The following is a 17288-nucleotide window of genomic DNA, read 5'->3' on the forward strand; positions in this document are numbered from 1 at the left end:
ATGATTAATACACCTTTAAAAAGTGGTATTATTCAAACAATAATACACCTTTAAAAAGTGGTATTATTCAAACAATCGTAAAGGAATCAGCAGTACTGGAAGTTTTACCATTTGAAAATATAAAAGGTAATGCTTATACATTTGTGCAAGAAACTGATAGTGGTGCAGTATCTTTTCGTGCAGTAAATGAACAGTATGCAAAAGATAATCCTTCTTACTTGCAGAAAAGTGAAGTACTAACACGTTTAGGAAGCATTGTTGAAATAGATAGGTTTATTGAAATGACACAAAGCATACATGATGTACGTGCAGAAGCGACACAAGCAAAAGCAAAGGCAATCGCAAACGAGTTTACACGCACTTTCTTTAAAGGTGATACTTCAGTAAATCCTTTAGCATTTGATGGACTGGACAAGCGTTTAATTCCTGAACAAGTAGCAGATGCACAAGGTTTTGAATTGCACACTGGATTAATTCATCAAGTAATTGATTTAGTACAAGGTGGTGCAGATGCTATCTTTATGAATAAACGTACTAGAAGAAAGTTAAATCAATTATTCATGGCACAACGTGCTTTTATTCAACATGACCAAGATGCATTCGGCAGACCAATTCAATTTTTTGGTGATGTAAGAATCGGTGTAGTAGAAGATGCTTTCATTCCTGATAATAGTATCTATGCAGTAGCTTTTGGTGCTGATAAAGGTATTACAGGAATACAAGCTGGTGAATTAATTGCTGAAGACAATGGCTTACGTGGTAATCTTTATGAAACACTAATTGAATGGTATGTTTCAATTGTAGATGCAAATCCAAAAGGTATTGCAAAATTAAATAACTTCAGCTTGTAAGAATAGTGAACTAGTCATATATTTTCCCTTAAAAATGTATGCTTATTTTATCCTTTATTCAGTTTGGTTTTTTAACTTTTCTGTTTAAGGGATGTTTTTTTTATTTATTGACTAATTAACATTGAAAATTATTATTCAAAAAAGGATGTGAAAACAATGGCTAAAGCTAAACACGCTAAAGAAACAAGGCTTTCAGTTATAAAAACACTTGCTGAAGCAACAACCGATAAACCTACACCAGTATTAAACATATCTATTACAGACGGAAATGAAACAAAGAATATAACTAGGTACTTCAGTAGTGAGAAAGACAAGCAAAAATATATAGATGGCTTCAATAATCTTAGTAAAAATTTAAACGTCTAAAAGCCCCTTTTCTAGTTGGTTAATTCCTGCTGGTTTAAAGGTGCTTTCTTTTTTTTGTTTAAAATTAAGCAACTTTGTTTACAGTTTTTTCCTGTATGATAGAAGTGAGGTGGTTATATGGATATCAAAACAATAGAAAAATTAAACAACATATCTAATATGGATTCAGAATTATTACCAAGAATGCTATTGCAATTTTATAATGCATCTTTTAATTTGTATTGTGCTTTGCCTGATGGTACGGAAAGGGAATGGGAAGAAATTTTAGATGAATTAGACTTAAAGGATAGTACTTTCTTTATAAAGCGTTTATTAGACTATTTAGGATTTTCAAGAGATGATGAAGTTACTGAAGATATCATAACTGATTACTGTGTGGATGCAGACGGTGATAAGGATATAAACGCATTAAAGAAAGAATTGATTGAAAGGGCACTTAAACTAGAAGAAATTGATAGGAAGAATGATATGCAATAATAGTTTGTTGATTTGGTAATGTTTAGGATTTTTTTGTGCATTTTTACTTATCTAACTGTTATTATATATTTAAGAATTATGATTTCTTATTAAATATCTAATGTATAGGGGTGTACAAGATGGTACAACCAAGACCGTGGTTAGATGAAGTAATTGATGCATTAAAAGAACTTGGTGGACATGGAACTTTAAATGACATTGCAGATAGAATTTACGACAGAGGTATAATGGATTTTGAAGCAAATCCTTACTATAAGGATAGAATACGTGGTACTATTTACAACCATTCGAGTGATGGAACATATTATAAAGGTGAAAAGGGTGGAGAGAAAGATATATTCTTCTCACTACATGGTATAGGTAAAGGTCACTGGGGATTAAGAAATTTTGAACCTGATGGTAACAATGTAGATTTTACAGAAGATGATATAGGTTTTAAAGAAGGTAAAAAGCAACTGAAACAACACATAATCAGAGAACGTAATCAAGAAGTCGTAAAAAAAGCAAAAGAACGATTTAAACAAAAAAACGGAAGATTGTTTTGTGAAGTTTGTAAATTTGATTTCTTTAAGACATATGGAGAATTAGGTGAAGATTTTATTGAAGGTCATCATACTGTTCCAGTATCTGAACTGAAAGAAGGAAATAAAACAAAAATTGAAGATATTGCTATGGTTTGTTCCAATTGCCACAGAATGTTACATAGAAAAAGACCGTGGTTAACCAAAGAACAGTTAAGCGATTTAATTAGGACTTAAACAAACGATGTTGGATTTAAAAGGGTGAATAGAAACTAAGTCTATTCACCTTTACTTATAGTTGTTGGAGTTTTTCTATTTATTATTTGTATAAGGCTATCAATCGCTACAAAGGTAACAAATACTTCTTTAATAACATTCAGTAAATCTTTTGAAAATATAACAATTTGTATATTGGAAAATTCAACAAAATTAAAAATGACATATATTAGTATCATAATAGTGTATGTGGTAATTCGTGTGAAAATTGTGATTGAATACCTTTGAAGTAATTCTCTATATAATTTTGGTTTATGTATGTCTATTATAAACTTCATTACACTATTTCCTTTATAAGCGAATAAAAGTACAGAAACTATACTTATTAGATAAACAAATCCTTCACTAAAGGGCTTTAATGCAGGATAAATATTTACAATTATTAAGATTATCTGTGCTGGAAAAATGTAAATGATTAGAAATGACAAAATAGTTAAAATCGGTGCAATGAAGTATTGGATTTTTACAAACAATATAACTGGAATAATTAAGACTTTAGAAAAAATGAAAGAAACAAATCTGTTTTTATCAATAATATTTGGGATGGTAAATGCAATTCCCCAATAACCTATTAAATAACTTATCCAGTAACCAAATATACTATTAAACATTACTTCATCTTGATAAGCATTTTTTGCAAGTAAGTAACTAAATAATAAGAATATAATGCCAATTATTTTTCCAAATATCTTCATAAGATAACTTATACCATCCTACTAATAGATTTTATTTGTAATAAGTTTACCATATTATGAGTATTAGTGATTTATTTTAATCGAATGTATGAATGAATTTAAGTTTGATTTTCTGATATAAAACTAATATAATGATTTTAGTTCACTAATCGTATGTACTATTTAAGTAAAGACCACAATTTATTGTTGAATGACTGTTAATATCTCGGTACTTCACTGACATATTACTGATTAATAAAATTGGAAACTCGACTCAAAATCGTGTTCCTTCGGGAGTGTCGGTTCGACCCCGACCGCCGGTATCACAAACATTGATATATAGCGGTATCTACTAACGTAGGTATCGCTATTTTTGTTATATGTAGCGAAAAATAGTCGGACACCCTTTACGCCTCTTTCCGAATTAAACGGAAGGAGGCTTTTTCGCGTTGGCGAGGAGAAAAAGAATTAGTAGGCGAAGAATTAGACCTTGTAAAAAAGTTGTTGTCTAGCGATGTAATGTCATTCGATAGCATTATGTGGCATTCCTAAAGGACGCTAATCACTTTCACCGGTGTGTACCAATACTAGCGAAACCCGCCATTTTAGAAAAGGAGTCTAAGGTCAATGGGTCTACCCCCACTAAATACTATTTTTAGAGTAGCGGGTAATCTACCCTAAGTTTGAAAAAATTGACCTATGTCAAAGAAACTTTCTAGAAAATGGTGGATACTTGATAGTGAGAGATGGTTACAATGCATGAACCAAAAAACAGTCATGGTGGAGAGTCTAGTGAACTGTACGATGAATGGTAGTTGGATGATCTCTCTGGGGACAACCCGTTAAGCACTTAAGGTTAAGGTGCTAGATTCGATTGGGGCTTTTGAAAGGGAACCAATCAAGCTAACTCATAAAGGAGGATGACAAATGTCTGAAGAAAAATTGTTAGATTTAATTAGTCCGGAAGCTGTCATAAATTTTGAAACTGGTGCGATTAAAGCAAGCACGTTGGATGCAATCATCAACCTCTTGCCATTTGAAATGGGCTTTTGCGACGCTAATGATATATTCCGCTGGTATTCCAATAATCCAAACCGCGTACATGGTCGCCGAAAAGAAGCAATTGGTCGTCATGTGCTTGAGCTTCACCCAAGAGTGGAACACCACGTTGAAAAATTGTTGAATGATTTCCATTCAGGAACACGTGACGAATGGGAGTTCTGGTTCCCAAAACGTTCTGGTGAAACGGGGCAAATCTACCAAAAGTTCATGGCAGTACGGGATGAAAACGGAAAATACCTCGGCTGTATGGATGTGACCGTTAATATGGATATTTTCCAAGGAAAAGAAGGTAAAAATACCCCTGAAACGATTGAAGAGTTTAAAGCAGTTATACCTAAATAATGAAAAATACCTTTCTCATTTGAGAATCTAAGAAAAAACACATTTAATACACCAATTCATTGTGTTTTTCTTTAGGTGAATCAACAAAATAACGATCTATTCAAGTATCTGAAAAGGATAGTTTTTTAGATCAAAAACTTATTAAATAACAATATAATCTCTTTCCATGGAAGCCCATGTGTCATTGAGTATCGAGTGAAGACGTTCCCATTCTTCATTTAGTTTTCCATCTACATAATCATTTCGAAGGGTGGGTTTTTCATAGAGGGTCCATTTAAGCTGGGAAATAGAATATCTTGTAAAAGCCATCCATTCGGTATAATTAATTGCTAAAGGATTTTGTGTAAAGGATACTTTTCCTCCATTGACAGCCGAACTTATGGTATGAGAAATAAAAAGCATGGTTTGAAGCTTCGGTTTTTTTCGACGAATACCATTAATTGGAATGGATTCTTGTAGGCTATGTCCGTCTTTGAATCGTTTACTACAATAGGACACCCTAACAATGACCTCAATTATCATAGTAGGAAGTGACATGGAACAGAATGTTTAAAATCATAGCCTTCTGCATACATCCCCCTTGCTATTTCTGCGATTGATAGTTTCTCTTCACCAATGGATCCGAATTGTAGCTTATTCAATAACGTCATCATTGGTGCAGGTAGGCCCATTGAAGTGTTCACATCGGATTTCATATGTCCAAAAACTTGCCCGATTGCCTTAAAAATGGTCATTCCTTCAGGGACATCTCCAACCACTTGAGAAATGATTTTTCCATTCTTGTCTATTGCTGTAAATCTTCCTTTCATCATATCGAAGACTCCAAAAATAAAACCAAGTATTGGGTCATGGCCCAATGAATGATAGCGATGAAACCAGCTACTTAAGCCATCTACGTATTCATTTAAGTTATAATTCGTTGAAGCATCATAAGGGACTTTAAACTGTCTCTCCAATTGCTTGATTTTATCTGAAGGAATTGCCTCATCGAACTTTTGCCTCATATAATTCGAAAGTGGACCTGCACTTATGCCGTTCTTTGTTTTTTCAGGGATTCCAACTAAAAAAATATCTACTGCTGCAGCCAATACTCCTGCAGCGATACAGATGGAGTAATCGATTGCATCTAATCGATGAATACTATTCACGTCTTCTCTTAAATGTTTTAAGTATCGTTCATTCGATACTAATTCTTCTTCTGTAAACAGGCATCGTAAATCAACCTCATCTTGGACATACATACTGGCATCTTTACGTACATCTTCCCATGAGGGGATTTGGATAGCTTTCTTTTGTTTTTGCGATGAACCGCTTTTTTGTGCTATCTTATTACCCAATCCTAGATCCTTTAGAAGAGCTTCACTCGAAGAAATAGATTCATTCATACTTGCATAATCTGCATCAAGGGAAGGGATACTTTTTAACGTATCATCATGATGTTTTAAGACCTTATTAACTTCTTTTTCAGTTTCTGAGTATTTATCTTTTCTCATCTACTCTACTCCTAAATCTACTTTTAATTCCCTAATCGCTTGCTGTAATAAAATATTTAATCCATTCAGGTGGTCTGCTCTTTCTTTCGTTGTATCTACTTCTTCTTTTAATGCTTTAATAATCGCATCATGCTTCCTTAGTGCTTCCTGATATAGCCGTTCTTTTTCTTGCTTCAATTTTTTCTTTCTTCGTTTAGCATTCAACGCAACGCCACCACCTGCAAGAATAGCTACTGGAGCTGCAAGTACAAATACCCCTGCTACCATTCCACCCCCAACGATACCGCCAGCTGAGGCTAATCCTGACGTAATTCCGACTGCACTAAGTCCAGCAGTTCCCAAACCATAAAGAGCGGCAAAAGAACCAGCACCACCCAACCCAGCACCTAATGCCCCAGATATAACGTCGCCTAAAGGACTATTTACACTTGTTCTAGTCTTATCATGTAACGCAATTCCGGCCTCGTTTACTACATTAACAATTGGTTGAAGCGAATCCATTGACTTAAAATTCATATATTGGTTCCCCTTTTTACTGATCAACTTTATCAAGCTAAAACGATGTTTATGTAATTTTATTATAGCAGAGTAGTTCGTGATGGCTACTGAATTTTTCGTTACATTGTGTAGATACACGTTAAAGTGTGCGGATATCTTTTATTCCTAGCCTTCTTAATAAACATCTTCCCTGTTTCCTATTATTTCGCTATAATAGACTTTGTTGTTTATGCTACTAGAATAAAACATCGTAGAAAGGTTGAATTTTTTATATGAAAAAGTCATATATTCTATTAATGCTTTTATCCATTTCTTTCTTTTTAGTTGCTTGTTCTACAGAAACTGATTCTTCCGAAGATGTTTCTGAAAAAGACGCTTCATCTACTAATGAAGAAATGGCAGAAAAAGAAACGGCGACTGATACGAATGAAGAAAGTAATCAGGATACAGAAACGGAAACACAAGCTGGACAAGTTATTGAATTTGAAGGAATTACTTTCGAAGTCCCTTCATTTGCTGTTTCCAATGAGTTGGAAGAATCAGAATACCCAACAAAAAGTTTTATATTAGATGCAAATTCTGGCGTTAATTTTAATGTCATCGTAGAAGAACTTCCTGAATCAAAGTCTATAAATGATTATATCGAAGCAGCAACGTCACAAACCGGTTTTGAATATCTAAGTAAAGAATATTATACAACGAACGGTATTGAATGGAATGAATCTGTTTCTTTAAATCACACGGAAAATGGCACCGTTAAGCTGAACCAACGAACTTTCATCGATGACAGTAAGGCTTACATCTTTACGTACGGAAGTGTGCAAGAGATTTATGAGGACCAACTATCAACTTTTAAAACCATCACCAATTCCGTTCAAAACTAAATGTTGATGTTGAATTTTAGTTCCCATTTTAGCTTGAAATTTCATAAATGAAGTAGTGTATCACCCCCCCTAAATGGTACCAACCCATGAGGGGGTTTTTTATGCTTTCATGCTTTAACAAGAGTCAAATGGTTTTTGGCTAATAGAAGATGTGAATGTTGAAATTAATTGCGTTTGAAACGGAGTGATGTTGCGTGAATAAAACGGAAGAACCCTCCCTTTGTTTATCGATAGATAGTTCCAAATAAACCCAAATCCTTTAAATAAAGATTGCGAATACTAGTTCTACAAGTGGTCCCGATTTGCTCCACATCTCCTTTTTGAAATGATAATAGGCGTAGTTTCATCTAAATTATGAATCCCGTGCAAATGATAAACTTTCATACTAAAATAGAATGATAGTCTGTAAAAAAAGACCTGAAAATAGATGAATAGTGAATGGTAGATTGGACGGGGTAAGATGGCTAAATGTAAAAAGAAAAAGTCCGTATTCCTCGTCGTTTATGAATGTACCGCACAAGACGACTACAAGCTGCACCACATTGGATACCGAAATATACTGGGAAGAATCTTGTTAGAGGTTATAGCAAACACTTTGGTGTTGACCATTTATCCCGCATGTAACGGGCAGTAAGACCCCCACTTCAAGATTTCGAGAGATCCAAAAAAGATAAGTGGGGGATTAAACTGCCCGTAAATGTCCGATTCGTTCAACTAACAATCAGTGGGGGAGGAAAGGAATCCCCCATTGACTGAAGTTTCACTTTATGTGCGGTATTCGAACTGGAGCAACTAGGCTATGAGATAAGTAGCGAATACAAGCAGCAGTTAAGGCAAGTTCAAATCCAAAAACAGCGGGATGCTGAGAAGCGAAAAGCGAAGAAAAAACAAGAATTGGAAGAAAGTTTAAGCTTAGACAGTGATGAAAATTTTGCCTTTATAGCCGGCTATACGGATGGCGGAGCTCCATTTGGACTTAAATGGGAAGATTGGGATGATACGACCTGAAAAGCGTGTAGGATGGGAACTTATGACAATAATTGATGAAGGGGTGACGGTTTATGACTAAGAAGGATTACATATCGGTTACAGAATTAAAAAAAGCGTTACGAGATTTAGATGAAAAAGAGTTAACCACAATCATAGTAGAAGCGTATAAGAAATCAGATGATGTAAAGCAGTTATTATCTGTTAAGTTTAACCGCGAACAGATGGTTCAAACTCTTTTTGAGACTTATAAAAAGCAAATAGAAGATGAATTTTTCCCTACTAGAGGGAAGCCAAAATTGCGATTATCCTATGCTCAAAAGGCAATCTCCAACTTCCGTAAAATGGCAGAAGATGAAGAACGAACGTTTGAATTAATGATGATATATGTTGAGAATGGTGTGAAGTTTACAAATACATTTGGCGATATTAATGCACCATTTTACGGAAGTATGGTTACGATGTACAGCAAATTAATGGATAAATGTCTCAGATATCCAGCGTTTTACACTAAATATAAAAAACGACTGGAAGCAATTGTTGATGATGCGGAAGGGACTGGATGGGGATTTCCAGAAGCTTTAGAGGATGAGCTTGATTTAATACTTGAGGAAGAGGACTGATGGGGTGGACTAAGAATAGAGGACGGTTTTCGCATTTCATTAGGGTAGTAATGTTCTACAAATGATTCGAGAAAACCGCCTTATGGTTCATTAGACTTTTGATTTTTGAAATTCATCGCAATAACCTTATCAGAGTAAAAAGAGGTTAGTTGTTCACTCATATAATTAGTAGGGAAAATAAAATTCTTTTTAATCCAATATTTTATGACACCAACTGTAGCGTGAATTTGAAAACTAAGAAAGACTTCATAATCTGTTTCCAAAGCATCAGTTTCACGTTCAATTTCAATTTCTTTTGTAAATAAATTCCATAAAAATTGCTCGAGACGATGATATATATCTGTATTATTCTCTATAAGGTCTAGAGATTTATACAGTCTTTTGTGTTCTTCAATATGTTCAAAAATAAGCTTGATAGAAGGAATAGCCCCATTAAAAACCACTTTATCAGTATTTCGATATGGTTTCATGATGCACTCGTGTATCCCTTCGATAGCATCTTGGTATAAATCTTCTAAGAGGTCGATTTTATCTAGGTAATGGATATAAAATGTACCTCTATTAAAATCAGCTCGATCGGTAATTTCACTAATTGTAATAGAGTTTACGTCGTTGTTTTCCAAGATAAGATCTATGAACGCATCTTTTAATAACTTTCTTGTTAATTGTTTCTTTTTAAATTGTCGATTTGAATTAGTTAACATAACATAACCTCTTGTTCTGTTCTTTAAATAGGTATAATGAACAAATTTATTTAGTTTGTTGAGTCCTCATCATATTCATTATACTTGTTTATTGAATATTACGTCTATTGATTTTATCCTATAAATGAAGGCGCCTTTATATACTTCTATTGAATTAACTATATCACATTTAGGAGGTAAATTAATGGGACTATTAGAAGGAAAAATTGCTATTGTTACTGGTGGAGCGAAGGGTATGGGAGAAACTCATGCTAGAAAACTTGCTGATGAAGGAGCGAAAGTTGTAATTGGAGATGTTGATGTTGAGAATGGAGAAAAACTAGCAGAGTCCATAGGGGATAATGCTAGTTTTATAGAATTAGATGTAACCAATTCTACAAGTTGGGATCAGTTAGTGAAAAAGACTAAAGAAACATTTGGTTCTATCGATATCCTAGTTAATAATGCTGGACTTGCAGGGGGTATGCCAGGACTTTTGGAGATAGAGGAAGATTTGTATAAAAAGATCATTGATATTAATCAATTAGGAGTTTTTAACGGCATGAGAGCGGTTTTGCCTACAATGATAGAAAATAACAAAGGATCTATCATTAATATTTCTTCCCTTGCTGGGTTGCGGCACGATACTACAGTCAATCCGGCTTATACAGCTTCAAAATTTGCAGTTAGAGGTCTTACGAAACAAGCAGCATATGAGTTTGCTGATAAGAACATAAGAATTAATGCTGTTCTTCCTGGTGCAGTACTAACTCCTATGGCAGAAGCAACATTAACTAAAGAACAAATTGATGAAGTTTCTCAAACGCTCCTACCAATGAAACGCTTTGCAAATCCAGAAGAAGTTTCTGAGTTAATAGCATTTTTGGCATCCGATAAAGCTAGCTATATTAGTGGAGGAGATTTCGTGGTTGATGGAGCAAGAGCAACCATTAATAAGTAACTTAAAAAGAATGAGTTAAAAGCTCAGGGACGTGTCTTTGCTTCTGATTACAAAATTGAAGTAAAAATAACGTCCCTATGCTTCTAATAGCCCTTTTCTAGGATCTTCCAGTTTGGATCAATTAGGTAATACTTCTTCCTTCTTCAATCCCAACCATATCAACTTTTTCTCTCTTCATCATTCATCAACCCTGTAAAAATAAGACCAATTAAGGCTAACGCAGCCATCACGATAAATGCATATGTTATCCCCCAGTAGGTACCAACCTTGTAGGAAGTATCCATGATGGAAGTCGTAAAACTAATAATCGTGGTGAGAATGATCACGCCGAATGTCATTGCAAATTGGCGTACCGTATTTACAATCGCAGATCCGTGTGGAATATCGGCATCATCCAATGCATTCATACTAATGGTTACAAGTGTCATCAGCGTTAAGCCAAAACCGATCATAAAGAAGCAAAAATAGACCATAATCCAATAAGGAGAACTATCCATCCCGACTGTGTTTAATAGGATTAAGGAAACAAATGTAAAGGCAAAGCCAAGAATACTAATTTTCTTCCCTCCAAAGCGATCATATAGGTTTCCCGAAATAATCGTTACAACCGATAGGAGGATTGTGCCTGGTACTAAAAGGAATCCAGATAGAAATGCGCTGGTTTCGAGAACATCTTGTGCAAACATTGGTAGGATGGTCTCAGTAGATAAGAGCAGCATCATGTTAATAAAGATAAGCACCATTAGCAATCGAAATGACGAATTGCGGAACAGTTTTACATTAAGGACTGGTATCGTCAAGGATAATTGGCGACGGATGAACAAGGTAATCGATAGAATGCCAATTCCTAGTGGTAAGATAACCAGTATGTCTGTAAATCCGGTTACGCTGATCGTGCTTAAGCCAAAAATAAAAAAAGAAAACCCAACTCCTGAAAGTATAATCGACAGGAAATCTATCTTCGTTTCTTGCTTTTCTAACACATTTCTCATCACAAATATGGCTAGAACTAAAGTACTTATGATGAGTGGGAGCAATATCCAATGGAGCGAACGCCAACTGAAAAAATCAATGATCATCCCAGAGATGGATGGTGCAGTAGCGGGTGCGACATTGACAACAGATCCTAATAATCCCATGGCAAATCCTCTTCGTTTATATGGGAACACATTCAATAATATCGTTTGTACTAATGGCAGAATAATGCCAGCACCAATCGCCTGAATGACTCTAGACAAAATTAAGGTACCAAAGTTCGGCGATACCCCTCCAATTACTGTACCAACAGCCAAAAATGAAAGAGAAAAAACGACAAGGGTTTTCGCTGTAAACGTATTGGATAAATAACCTGTTAGTGGGATGAAGATAATGGTTGTAAGTAAGAAGGTGGTAGTCAACCATTGTACCTGCGTTGCGTTCAAATCAAATTCGTTCATAATCGTTGGATACGCTGTAATTAATAGAAATTGACTAAATGTAAATAAAAAAGCTGTTGCTAATATGACAACAACGAGACCTTTGTGCGCTACTTTTTCTCCCAATCACATTCAGACTCCTTTCCATCATCTATGATTTCCTTTAATGATACGATGTAACGTATGTAAGTAGATCTATTGTTTCATAGTTTAGTTGATTGGTAAACAAAAGCTGTTTTCTAAAAGATTGTTGCTTTTTCAAGTATAAATCATAATGAACAGTTGATGTAATAATGAAGCCAATTATTTTAGAGTGGGTAGACAATATGTATAGTATGGTAAAATACAACATAATTCCCAATGGTACGATGGAATTCACACGTAAGTAAGTGGATACATTAATTGAATTAAAAATGGACCTACTATGGAAGAGCACTTGTGCTTGTCAGTCTTGGTCGGCAGACAAGTCTCTAAAATGTAGGAAGTGGAAGTAATAGAAAGGAAGGGTACCATGGCCAAACATAAAATTTTCACCATGAGTGTCGCAAAAGTCTACCCCCATTATATTACGAAGGCAGAGAATAAAGGACGTACGAAAGAAGAAGTAGATGAGATCATTCGTTGGTTGACAGGGTATAGCCAGGAAGCATTAGAGGCGCAACTGGAAAAACAGACAGACTTTGAGATCTTTTTTACGGAAGCTCCCCAATTGAATCCTTCACGTACGTTGATCAAAGGTGTGATCTGTGGTGTCCGAGTAGAAGATATTGAAGAACCAACCATGCAGGAAATTCGTTATTTGGACAAGCTCATTGATGAGTTAGCAAAGGGAAAAGTGATGGAGAAGATTTTGCGGAAGTAATTATATGTTCGTGCTTGAACTAGTGCGGACAGTGAATATGAAATGAGTGAGGCACTGATGCAATAGAAATTCCTCCCTAGTATCGTATTTTACGACCAAGATGGAAATGAATATATGTTGAGAGAAGATAGCTAATGTGGTGACTAGGCTATAAGTTGGCACGCCAAAACAGATCAAGAAGCAGGTTGAGGACCTGAACTATTGAGCAGTCTCCGTTATGGTAAAAGTATTCTTCCATCTAGGAGGGAATAGGACGTCTAGTTACGATCACGATTTAAAAAAAGGTTTGACGACATTGGTCAAACCTTTTTATCATATAGCTTCGTTCTGTCATAGGTTCCTAACACACGAACATCATGTCCAAATGCTTCAAAAATGGTAATCGCTTTTTTTATTTCCGCTTCATCTAATCCAGCTTCTGCTTCGATAAAGAAGTGGTAGTTCCCTAGCTTTTTCTTCGTTGGACGTGATTCAATCCAAGTGAGGTTAATGGTAAGAGCGGTAAAGACATTCAAAATAGAAGCTAACATACCTGGATAATCCTCACATGGTGTTATGACGAGCATCGTTTTACTTTTGTGTTGTTGGGTATTTTCTCTGCTAATAACGAAAAAGCGAGTATGATTTTCGCCATTATCTTGGATACCACTTTTGGCAATATGTAATTGAAATAGATCGGCAGCTGACTTAGAGGCGATAGCTGCAACATCGCGTCTTCCTTCCTGTTTGATAGCCCGAGCAGCTGATGATGTACTGTCATAGCGAACACTTTTTACTTCAGACTTTCTAATGTATTCTCTACATTGTGCTAAGGCTGGTGGGACAGACCATACTTCCCGGATATCTTGTAAGTCAGTTTCTTCTAAAGTAAGGAGGTGCATCGTTACTGGAAAGATGACTTCCGCCTCAATGAATAAATCGTTTGCCAGCAACCCATCTGCTGTAATATTGATCGTTCCTTCAATTGAGTTTTCAATTGGAACAATCCCTTTATCTGCTTTGTGTTCACCAACAGCTTCTAGAACATCTAGGATGGTATCACACCTATGCCATTCTTTCGTATTTGGAGTGAAATATCGTAACGCAGCTTCCTCTGAAAAACTTCCTTGTGGACCCAAATAGGCTATTTTCATGAATAACACGCCTTTCTTTTATAGCTAGTATACAGGCGGGACTTCTCCCATTTACTCTTTTTAAGAATCGGATAAAATGCAATTTCGACCAGGAATGCCTGTTGTTCATATAGAATGATATAATTATGATTATTCGGTAAATCGTCATTCATGTTTCGTATTATACAGGAATGGTCCACTATTAAAAAGAGTTTGTTTTCATAATGTTTCGGAAATTCCGCTAACGTTTTCAAAACTTGTAGTGACCAATGTGATGATCCTGGGCCTTCATGTAGTACATGACTGGAGTAGGACTCGTGTCGCTGTTATGAATTTGACGCCATATTCACCACCAATAGGCTGGACCCAATAATGATTCAGTCTTTTCTGTTGGTTCAATTATCCATTAATTTCTAATATTAACATAAAAAAATCCTATTAATGGTTTAAAGAATAATAGAAAAGGGTATATGTTTAGGTGATTTGTATTTATTTTTCAATTTTCATCATTTTAATTAGTGAAAATTTGATGGTGAAACGGTTAAAATCACACTAAAGGAGATCGCCTATGGAAAACATTAATGTTTTGGTAACTGGAATCGGCGGGCCCACGGCTCAAGGGATCATAAATGGATTGAGAAAGATAGATAATATTAACATTATCGGGGTTGATCGGCGGAGCATGACCTCAGGCCATCAATTTTGTGACAAAACCTATCAGGTTCCAAGGTATACCCAAAAAGACCAATACCGCAAAGCGATCATAGATATTATCCATACCGAACAGGTACATGCGATATTTCCGTCCCTACATGAAGAAATTAGTCTCTATCAAGAAACTAGGGAAGATTGGGGAGCCATTGTGGCACTACCAAAAAGCGATAACTTTCCCATCCTTCTTAATAAAGAGAATACCTATGAATTCTTAATCAAAATGGGTCTTGGTTCGTTTGTTCCAAGATACTATGGTTTCAATGGCCCGGATGAACTTCGTCAAATTAAATATGTTTTTTTCCCTGATGAGCGTTTTGTGGTGACAAAAATTGTTGATGGCCACGGTTCTCTAGGGTTTGCTATATTAGCGAGTGAAGAGGATTATTTGAAAGCATTAAAAGAGGGTCGGAGAAAAATTTATAATATCAATGATTATTGCAAGATTATAGATCAGGAAGAACGAAAAATTGTAATGGAATACATAGAAGGGATAGAATATAGTGTAGACGTTTTTATGCATGAGGGACAAGTTGTAGTAGCTGTGCCTCGAGAACGTTCTGGTGTTTCCAACGGTATTGTTTTAGATGGTACAGTTATCTACCATGAAGAACTAATCCATGCATCATCCGAAATAGCAAAAGCAATCGCAACAGATGGCTTCCTTAATCTTCAATTTATGAAGTCAAAAGATGGATTTAAACTAACAGATGTGAATCCTCGATTCTGCGGGAGTCAAATTATGAGTTTAGGAGCTAGGGTGAATTTTCCGTATTTATTTTTACAATATAACCTACTTCAAGAGTTTGTTTCTGTAACACCGAGATGGAATACACGAATGCTGCGATATAGAGAACATTTCTTTGTTTATCAAGATTAGATTATGCTACTCTTAAATGAAAAGCTACATATAATTGGAGAATATTTATGAAAAAAGCTGTTATCCTCGTAATGCTTGTTACCATTATTTCTAAAATAATAGGTTTTCTACGGGATATTACATTATCCTACTTCTATGGTGCATCTAATATTAGTGATGCCTTTTTCATATCCCTTACTATTCCAAGTGTTATATTCGGTGTGATTGCAGCTGGAATATCTACAAGTTATATTCCGATTTATAGCAAGATTGAAACGCATCATAGCCTAAGGAAAGGGAAGCATTATACAAATAATCTAATTAATATCCTGTTTGTGTTTTGCTCTATTATCATTATACTAGGACTAATCTTCACCGAACCTTTAGTTAAGTTATTCGCTAGTGGATTTGAAGGGGAAACCTTACGACTAGCAGTAGTATTCACTAGAATAAGTATGGTAGGAATCTACTTTACTATTATTATTCGAATTTTGAGTGCCTATCTTAATTACAAAAAATTATTTATCGTCCCTGCCTTGATTGGACTACCGATGAATATCATTCTTATAGCTGCAATAATACTGAGTCGGAAATTGGATTTCGTCATACTACTTGCTATTGGGAATGTAATAGCCTTATTTGTGCAATTGGCTATCTTAGTATATTTTGCCTATCAAAAACAATATAAATACCAACTTATTTTCAATATAAAAGACCCTTATATCAGAAATATGGTAACCCTTTCCTTACCAGTGATATTAGGTTCAAGTGTGACACAAATAAATAAACTAGTGGACCGGACACTGGCTTCCCAAAGTTCTACGGGAGGTATTTCAGCACTTAATTACGCACACACATTAAATAATGCATTGTTAGGAATCTTTGTCGCATCCATTTCAACAGTCATGTATCCACTCATCTCTAAAATGGCTACGAAAGGAAATATTGATGGGCTTAAAAGAACGTTACATCAATCTATTATTGGTGTATCCCTTTTTTTAATTCCAGCTACAGTATTCGCTTTATTATTTGCAGAGCCTATTATCCAATTGTTATATGGAAGAGGGGCTTTTGATCAACATGCCTCTACCATGACATCACAGGCTTTTTTCTTTTATTCCGTTGGTATGCTAGGTTTTGGGTTAAGGGTTTTGCTATCAAGAGCGTTTTATTCATTAGAGGATACAAGAACACCAATGATTAACGCAACGATCGCTATGGTCTTAAATATCATATTAAATTTCACCTTAGCAGGATTCCTCGGTATTGGTGGCCTTGCTTTAGCAACGAGCTTGTCTGTTATATTCTGTACAATTTTATTATTCTTTAGTCTACGAAGGAAAATTGGACAACTACATCTAAGGGAAACATTAGTTTCGTTTATAAAAATAAGTATAGCCGCCTTTATAATGGGCTTCATTTCGAAGTTTTTATATCAGTACTTATTAAGTATAATGAATAACACCTTTTCTTTATTTGCTACTTTACTCGTTTCCTTAGGGGTATACGTTATTTGTATCATGTTTGCTAAAATTAAAGATGCGGATAATTTTATTCAAGAAATTAGGAGGAAAATTAAAAAATAGTAATTCAACTAATTCCAAGCCCTTTTCAACCTCGAGCACCGCTAT

The 17288-nt window shown here is 35.2% G+C and carries 17 protein-coding genes and 1 pseudogene; 11 read left to right on the plus strand and 7 right to left on the minus strand.

Annotation, left to right across the window (positions count from 1 at the left end):
* Nucleotides 1-44: 44 nt before the first annotated feature.
* The 4 genes and pseudogenes from GHC26_RS13705 to GHC26_RS13720 all read left to right on the plus strand — a co-directional run.
* Nucleotides 45-851: pseudogene (locus tag GHC26_RS13705) on the plus strand (major capsid protein); the annotation flags it as partial.
* 156 nt (nt 852-1007) lie between these two features.
* Entirely contained in the window at nt 1008-1217 is a 210-nt protein-coding gene (locus tag GHC26_RS13710; RefSeq protein ID WP_163971818.1) for a hypothetical protein, read from the plus strand.
* Nucleotides 1218-1334: 117 nt separating this feature from the next.
* Nucleotides 1335-1694 (plus strand): hypothetical protein, encoded by a 360-nt coding sequence (locus GHC26_RS13715; protein ID WP_163971819.1) that lies wholly within the window; start codon nt 1335-1337, stop codon nt 1692-1694.
* A gap of 119 nt (nt 1695-1813) precedes the next feature.
* Entirely contained in the window at nt 1814-2452 is a 639-nt protein-coding gene (locus tag GHC26_RS13720) for an HNH endonuclease (protein ID WP_163971820.1), read from the plus strand.
* Nucleotides 2453-2493: 41 nt separating this feature from the next.
* On the opposite strand, the gene GHC26_RS13725 is transcribed toward GHC26_RS13720, so the two are convergent.
* Nucleotides 2494-3186: a hypothetical protein gene (locus tag GHC26_RS13725; protein ID WP_163971821.1), complete on the minus strand. Its 693-nt coding sequence runs from the start codon at nt 3184-3186 to the stop codon at nt 2494-2496.
* A gap of 906 nt (nt 3187-4092) precedes the next feature.
* Here GHC26_RS13725 and GHC26_RS13730 point away from each other — a divergent pair.
* On the plus strand, nt 4093-4569 hold the full coding sequence (locus GHC26_RS13730; RefSeq protein ID WP_163971822.1) for a PAS domain-containing protein: 477 nt from the start codon (nt 4093-4095) through the stop codon (nt 4567-4569).
* Nucleotides 4570-4710: 141 nt separating this feature from the next.
* Here the strand turns inward: GHC26_RS13730 and GHC26_RS15800 are convergent, their stop codons facing one another.
* The 3 genes from GHC26_RS15800 to GHC26_RS13740 are packed head-to-tail and all read right to left on the minus strand — an operon-like array spanning nt 4711 to nt 6578.
* A complete protein-coding gene (locus GHC26_RS15800; protein WP_205599227.1) occupies nt 4711-5067 on the minus strand; it encodes a hypothetical protein in 357 nt (118 codons plus the stop codon).
* 20 nt (nt 5068-5087) lie between these two features.
* Nucleotides 5088-6062, minus strand: a complete 975-nt coding sequence (locus tag GHC26_RS13735; protein WP_205599228.1) for a hypothetical protein — start codon at nt 6060-6062, stop codon at nt 5088-5090.
* Entirely contained in the window at nt 6063-6578 is a 516-nt protein-coding gene (locus GHC26_RS13740; protein WP_226376945.1) for a coiled-coil domain-containing protein, read from the minus strand.
* A gap of 254 nt (nt 6579-6832) precedes the next feature.
* On the opposite strand from GHC26_RS13740, the gene GHC26_RS13745 reads away from it, so the two are divergent.
* The gene (locus GHC26_RS13745) at nt 6833-7444 is read left to right on the plus strand and encodes a DUF1795 domain-containing protein (RefSeq protein WP_163971824.1); all 612 of its coding nucleotides are present in this window, start codon (nt 6833-6835) and stop codon (nt 7442-7444) included.
* Between the two features lie 1061 nt (nt 7445-8505).
* A complete protein-coding gene (locus GHC26_RS13750) occupies nt 8506-9054 on the plus strand; it encodes a DUF6155 family protein (protein ID WP_163971825.1) in 549 nt (182 codons plus the stop codon).
* An 80-nt stretch (nt 9055-9134) separates the two neighbouring features.
* Here the strand turns inward: GHC26_RS13750 and GHC26_RS13755 are convergent, their stop codons facing one another.
* Entirely contained in the window at nt 9135-9758 is a 624-nt protein-coding gene (locus GHC26_RS13755) for a TetR/AcrR family transcriptional regulator (protein ID WP_163971826.1), read from the minus strand.
* Nucleotides 9759-9942: 184 nt separating this feature from the next.
* Here GHC26_RS13755 and GHC26_RS13760 point away from each other — a divergent pair, with 184 nt between their 5' ends.
* Complete coding sequence (locus tag GHC26_RS13760; RefSeq protein ID WP_163971827.1) at nt 9943-10698, plus strand: SDR family NAD(P)-dependent oxidoreductase; 756 nt, start codon at nt 9943-9945, stop codon at nt 10696-10698.
* A gap of 158 nt (nt 10699-10856) precedes the next feature.
* Here GHC26_RS13760 and GHC26_RS13765 read toward each other — a convergent pair whose 3' ends face one another.
* Nucleotides 10857-12239 (minus strand): DHA2 family efflux MFS transporter permease subunit, encoded by a 1383-nt coding sequence (locus GHC26_RS13765; RefSeq protein WP_163971828.1) that lies wholly within the window; start codon nt 12237-12239, stop codon nt 10857-10859.
* Between the two features lie 385 nt (nt 12240-12624).
* On the opposite strand from GHC26_RS13765, the gene GHC26_RS13770 reads away from it, so the two are divergent.
* Complete coding sequence (locus GHC26_RS13770; RefSeq protein WP_163971829.1) at nt 12625-12975, plus strand: DUF2200 domain-containing protein; 351 nt, start codon at nt 12625-12627, stop codon at nt 12973-12975.
* Nucleotides 12976-13274: 299 nt separating this feature from the next.
* On the opposite strand, the gene pheA is transcribed toward GHC26_RS13770, so the two are convergent.
* Nucleotides 13275-14108 (minus strand): prephenate dehydratase, encoded by an 834-nt coding sequence (pheA, locus tag GHC26_RS13775; protein ID WP_163971830.1) that lies wholly within the window; start codon nt 14106-14108, stop codon nt 13275-13277.
* A 547-nt stretch (nt 14109-14655) separates the two neighbouring features.
* On the opposite strand from pheA, the gene GHC26_RS13780 reads away from it, so the two are divergent.
* Both GHC26_RS13780 and murJ read left to right on the plus strand, forming a co-directional pair.
* On the plus strand, nt 14656-15678 hold the full coding sequence (locus GHC26_RS13780; RefSeq protein WP_163971831.1) for an ATP-grasp domain-containing protein: 1023 nt from the start codon (nt 14656-14658) through the stop codon (nt 15676-15678).
* Between the two features lie 47 nt (nt 15679-15725).
* Nucleotides 15726-17243, plus strand: a complete 1518-nt coding sequence (murJ, locus tag GHC26_RS13785; RefSeq protein ID WP_163971832.1) for a murein biosynthesis integral membrane protein MurJ — start codon at nt 15726-15728, stop codon at nt 17241-17243.
* Nucleotides 17244-17288 lie beyond the last annotated feature (45 nt).

Origin of the sequence: Oceanobacillus halotolerans (genome assembly GCF_010993955.1) — a bacterium.
GTDB lineage: Bacteria > Bacillota > Bacilli > Bacillales > Amphibacillaceae > Oceanibacillus_A > Oceanibacillus_A halotolerans.

Excerpts from the sequence above, each read along its gene's own strand:
- GHC26_RS13710 (WP_163971818.1), top strand. The coding sequence starts at position 1,008 with ATGGCTAAAGCTAAACACGCTAAAGAAACAAGGCTTTCAGTTATAAAA.
- GHC26_RS13715 (WP_163971819.1), top strand. The coding sequence starts at position 1,335 with ATGGATATCAAAACAATAGAAAAATTAAACAACATATCTAATATGGAT.
- GHC26_RS13720 (WP_163971820.1), top strand. The coding sequence starts at position 1,814 with ATGGTACAACCAAGACCGTGGTTAGATGAAGTAATTGATGCATTAAAA.
- GHC26_RS13725 (WP_163971821.1), bottom strand. The coding sequence starts at position 3,186 with ATGAAGATATTTGGAAAAATAATTGGCATTATATTCTTATTATTTAGT.
- GHC26_RS13730 (WP_163971822.1), top strand. The coding sequence starts at position 4,093 with ATGTCTGAAGAAAAATTGTTAGATTTAATTAGTCCGGAAGCTGTCATA.
- GHC26_RS13735 (WP_205599228.1), bottom strand. The coding sequence starts at position 6,062 with ATGAGAAAAGATAAATACTCAGAAACTGAAAAAGAAGTTAATAAGGTC.
- GHC26_RS13740 (WP_226376945.1), bottom strand. The coding sequence starts at position 6,578 with ATGAATTTTAAGTCAATGGATTCGCTTCAACCAATTGTTAATGTAGTA.
- GHC26_RS13745 (WP_163971824.1), top strand. The coding sequence starts at position 6,833 with ATGAAAAAGTCATATATTCTATTAATGCTTTTATCCATTTCTTTCTTT.
- GHC26_RS13750 (WP_163971825.1), top strand. The coding sequence starts at position 8,506 with ATGACTAAGAAGGATTACATATCGGTTACAGAATTAAAAAAAGCGTTA.
- GHC26_RS13755 (WP_163971826.1), bottom strand. The coding sequence starts at position 9,758 with ATGTTAACTAATTCAAATCGACAATTTAAAAAGAAACAATTAACAAGA.
- GHC26_RS13760 (WP_163971827.1), top strand. The coding sequence starts at position 9,943 with ATGGGACTATTAGAAGGAAAAATTGCTATTGTTACTGGTGGAGCGAAG.
- GHC26_RS13770 (WP_163971829.1), top strand. The coding sequence starts at position 12,625 with ATGGCCAAACATAAAATTTTCACCATGAGTGTCGCAAAAGTCTACCCC.
- pheA (WP_163971830.1), bottom strand. The coding sequence starts at position 14,108 with ATGAAAATAGCCTATTTGGGTCCACAAGGAAGTTTTTCAGAGGAAGCT.
- GHC26_RS13780 (WP_163971831.1), top strand. The coding sequence starts at position 14,656 with ATGGAAAACATTAATGTTTTGGTAACTGGAATCGGCGGGCCCACGGCT.
- murJ (WP_163971832.1), top strand. The coding sequence starts at position 15,726 with ATGAAAAAAGCTGTTATCCTCGTAATGCTTGTTACCATTATTTCTAAA.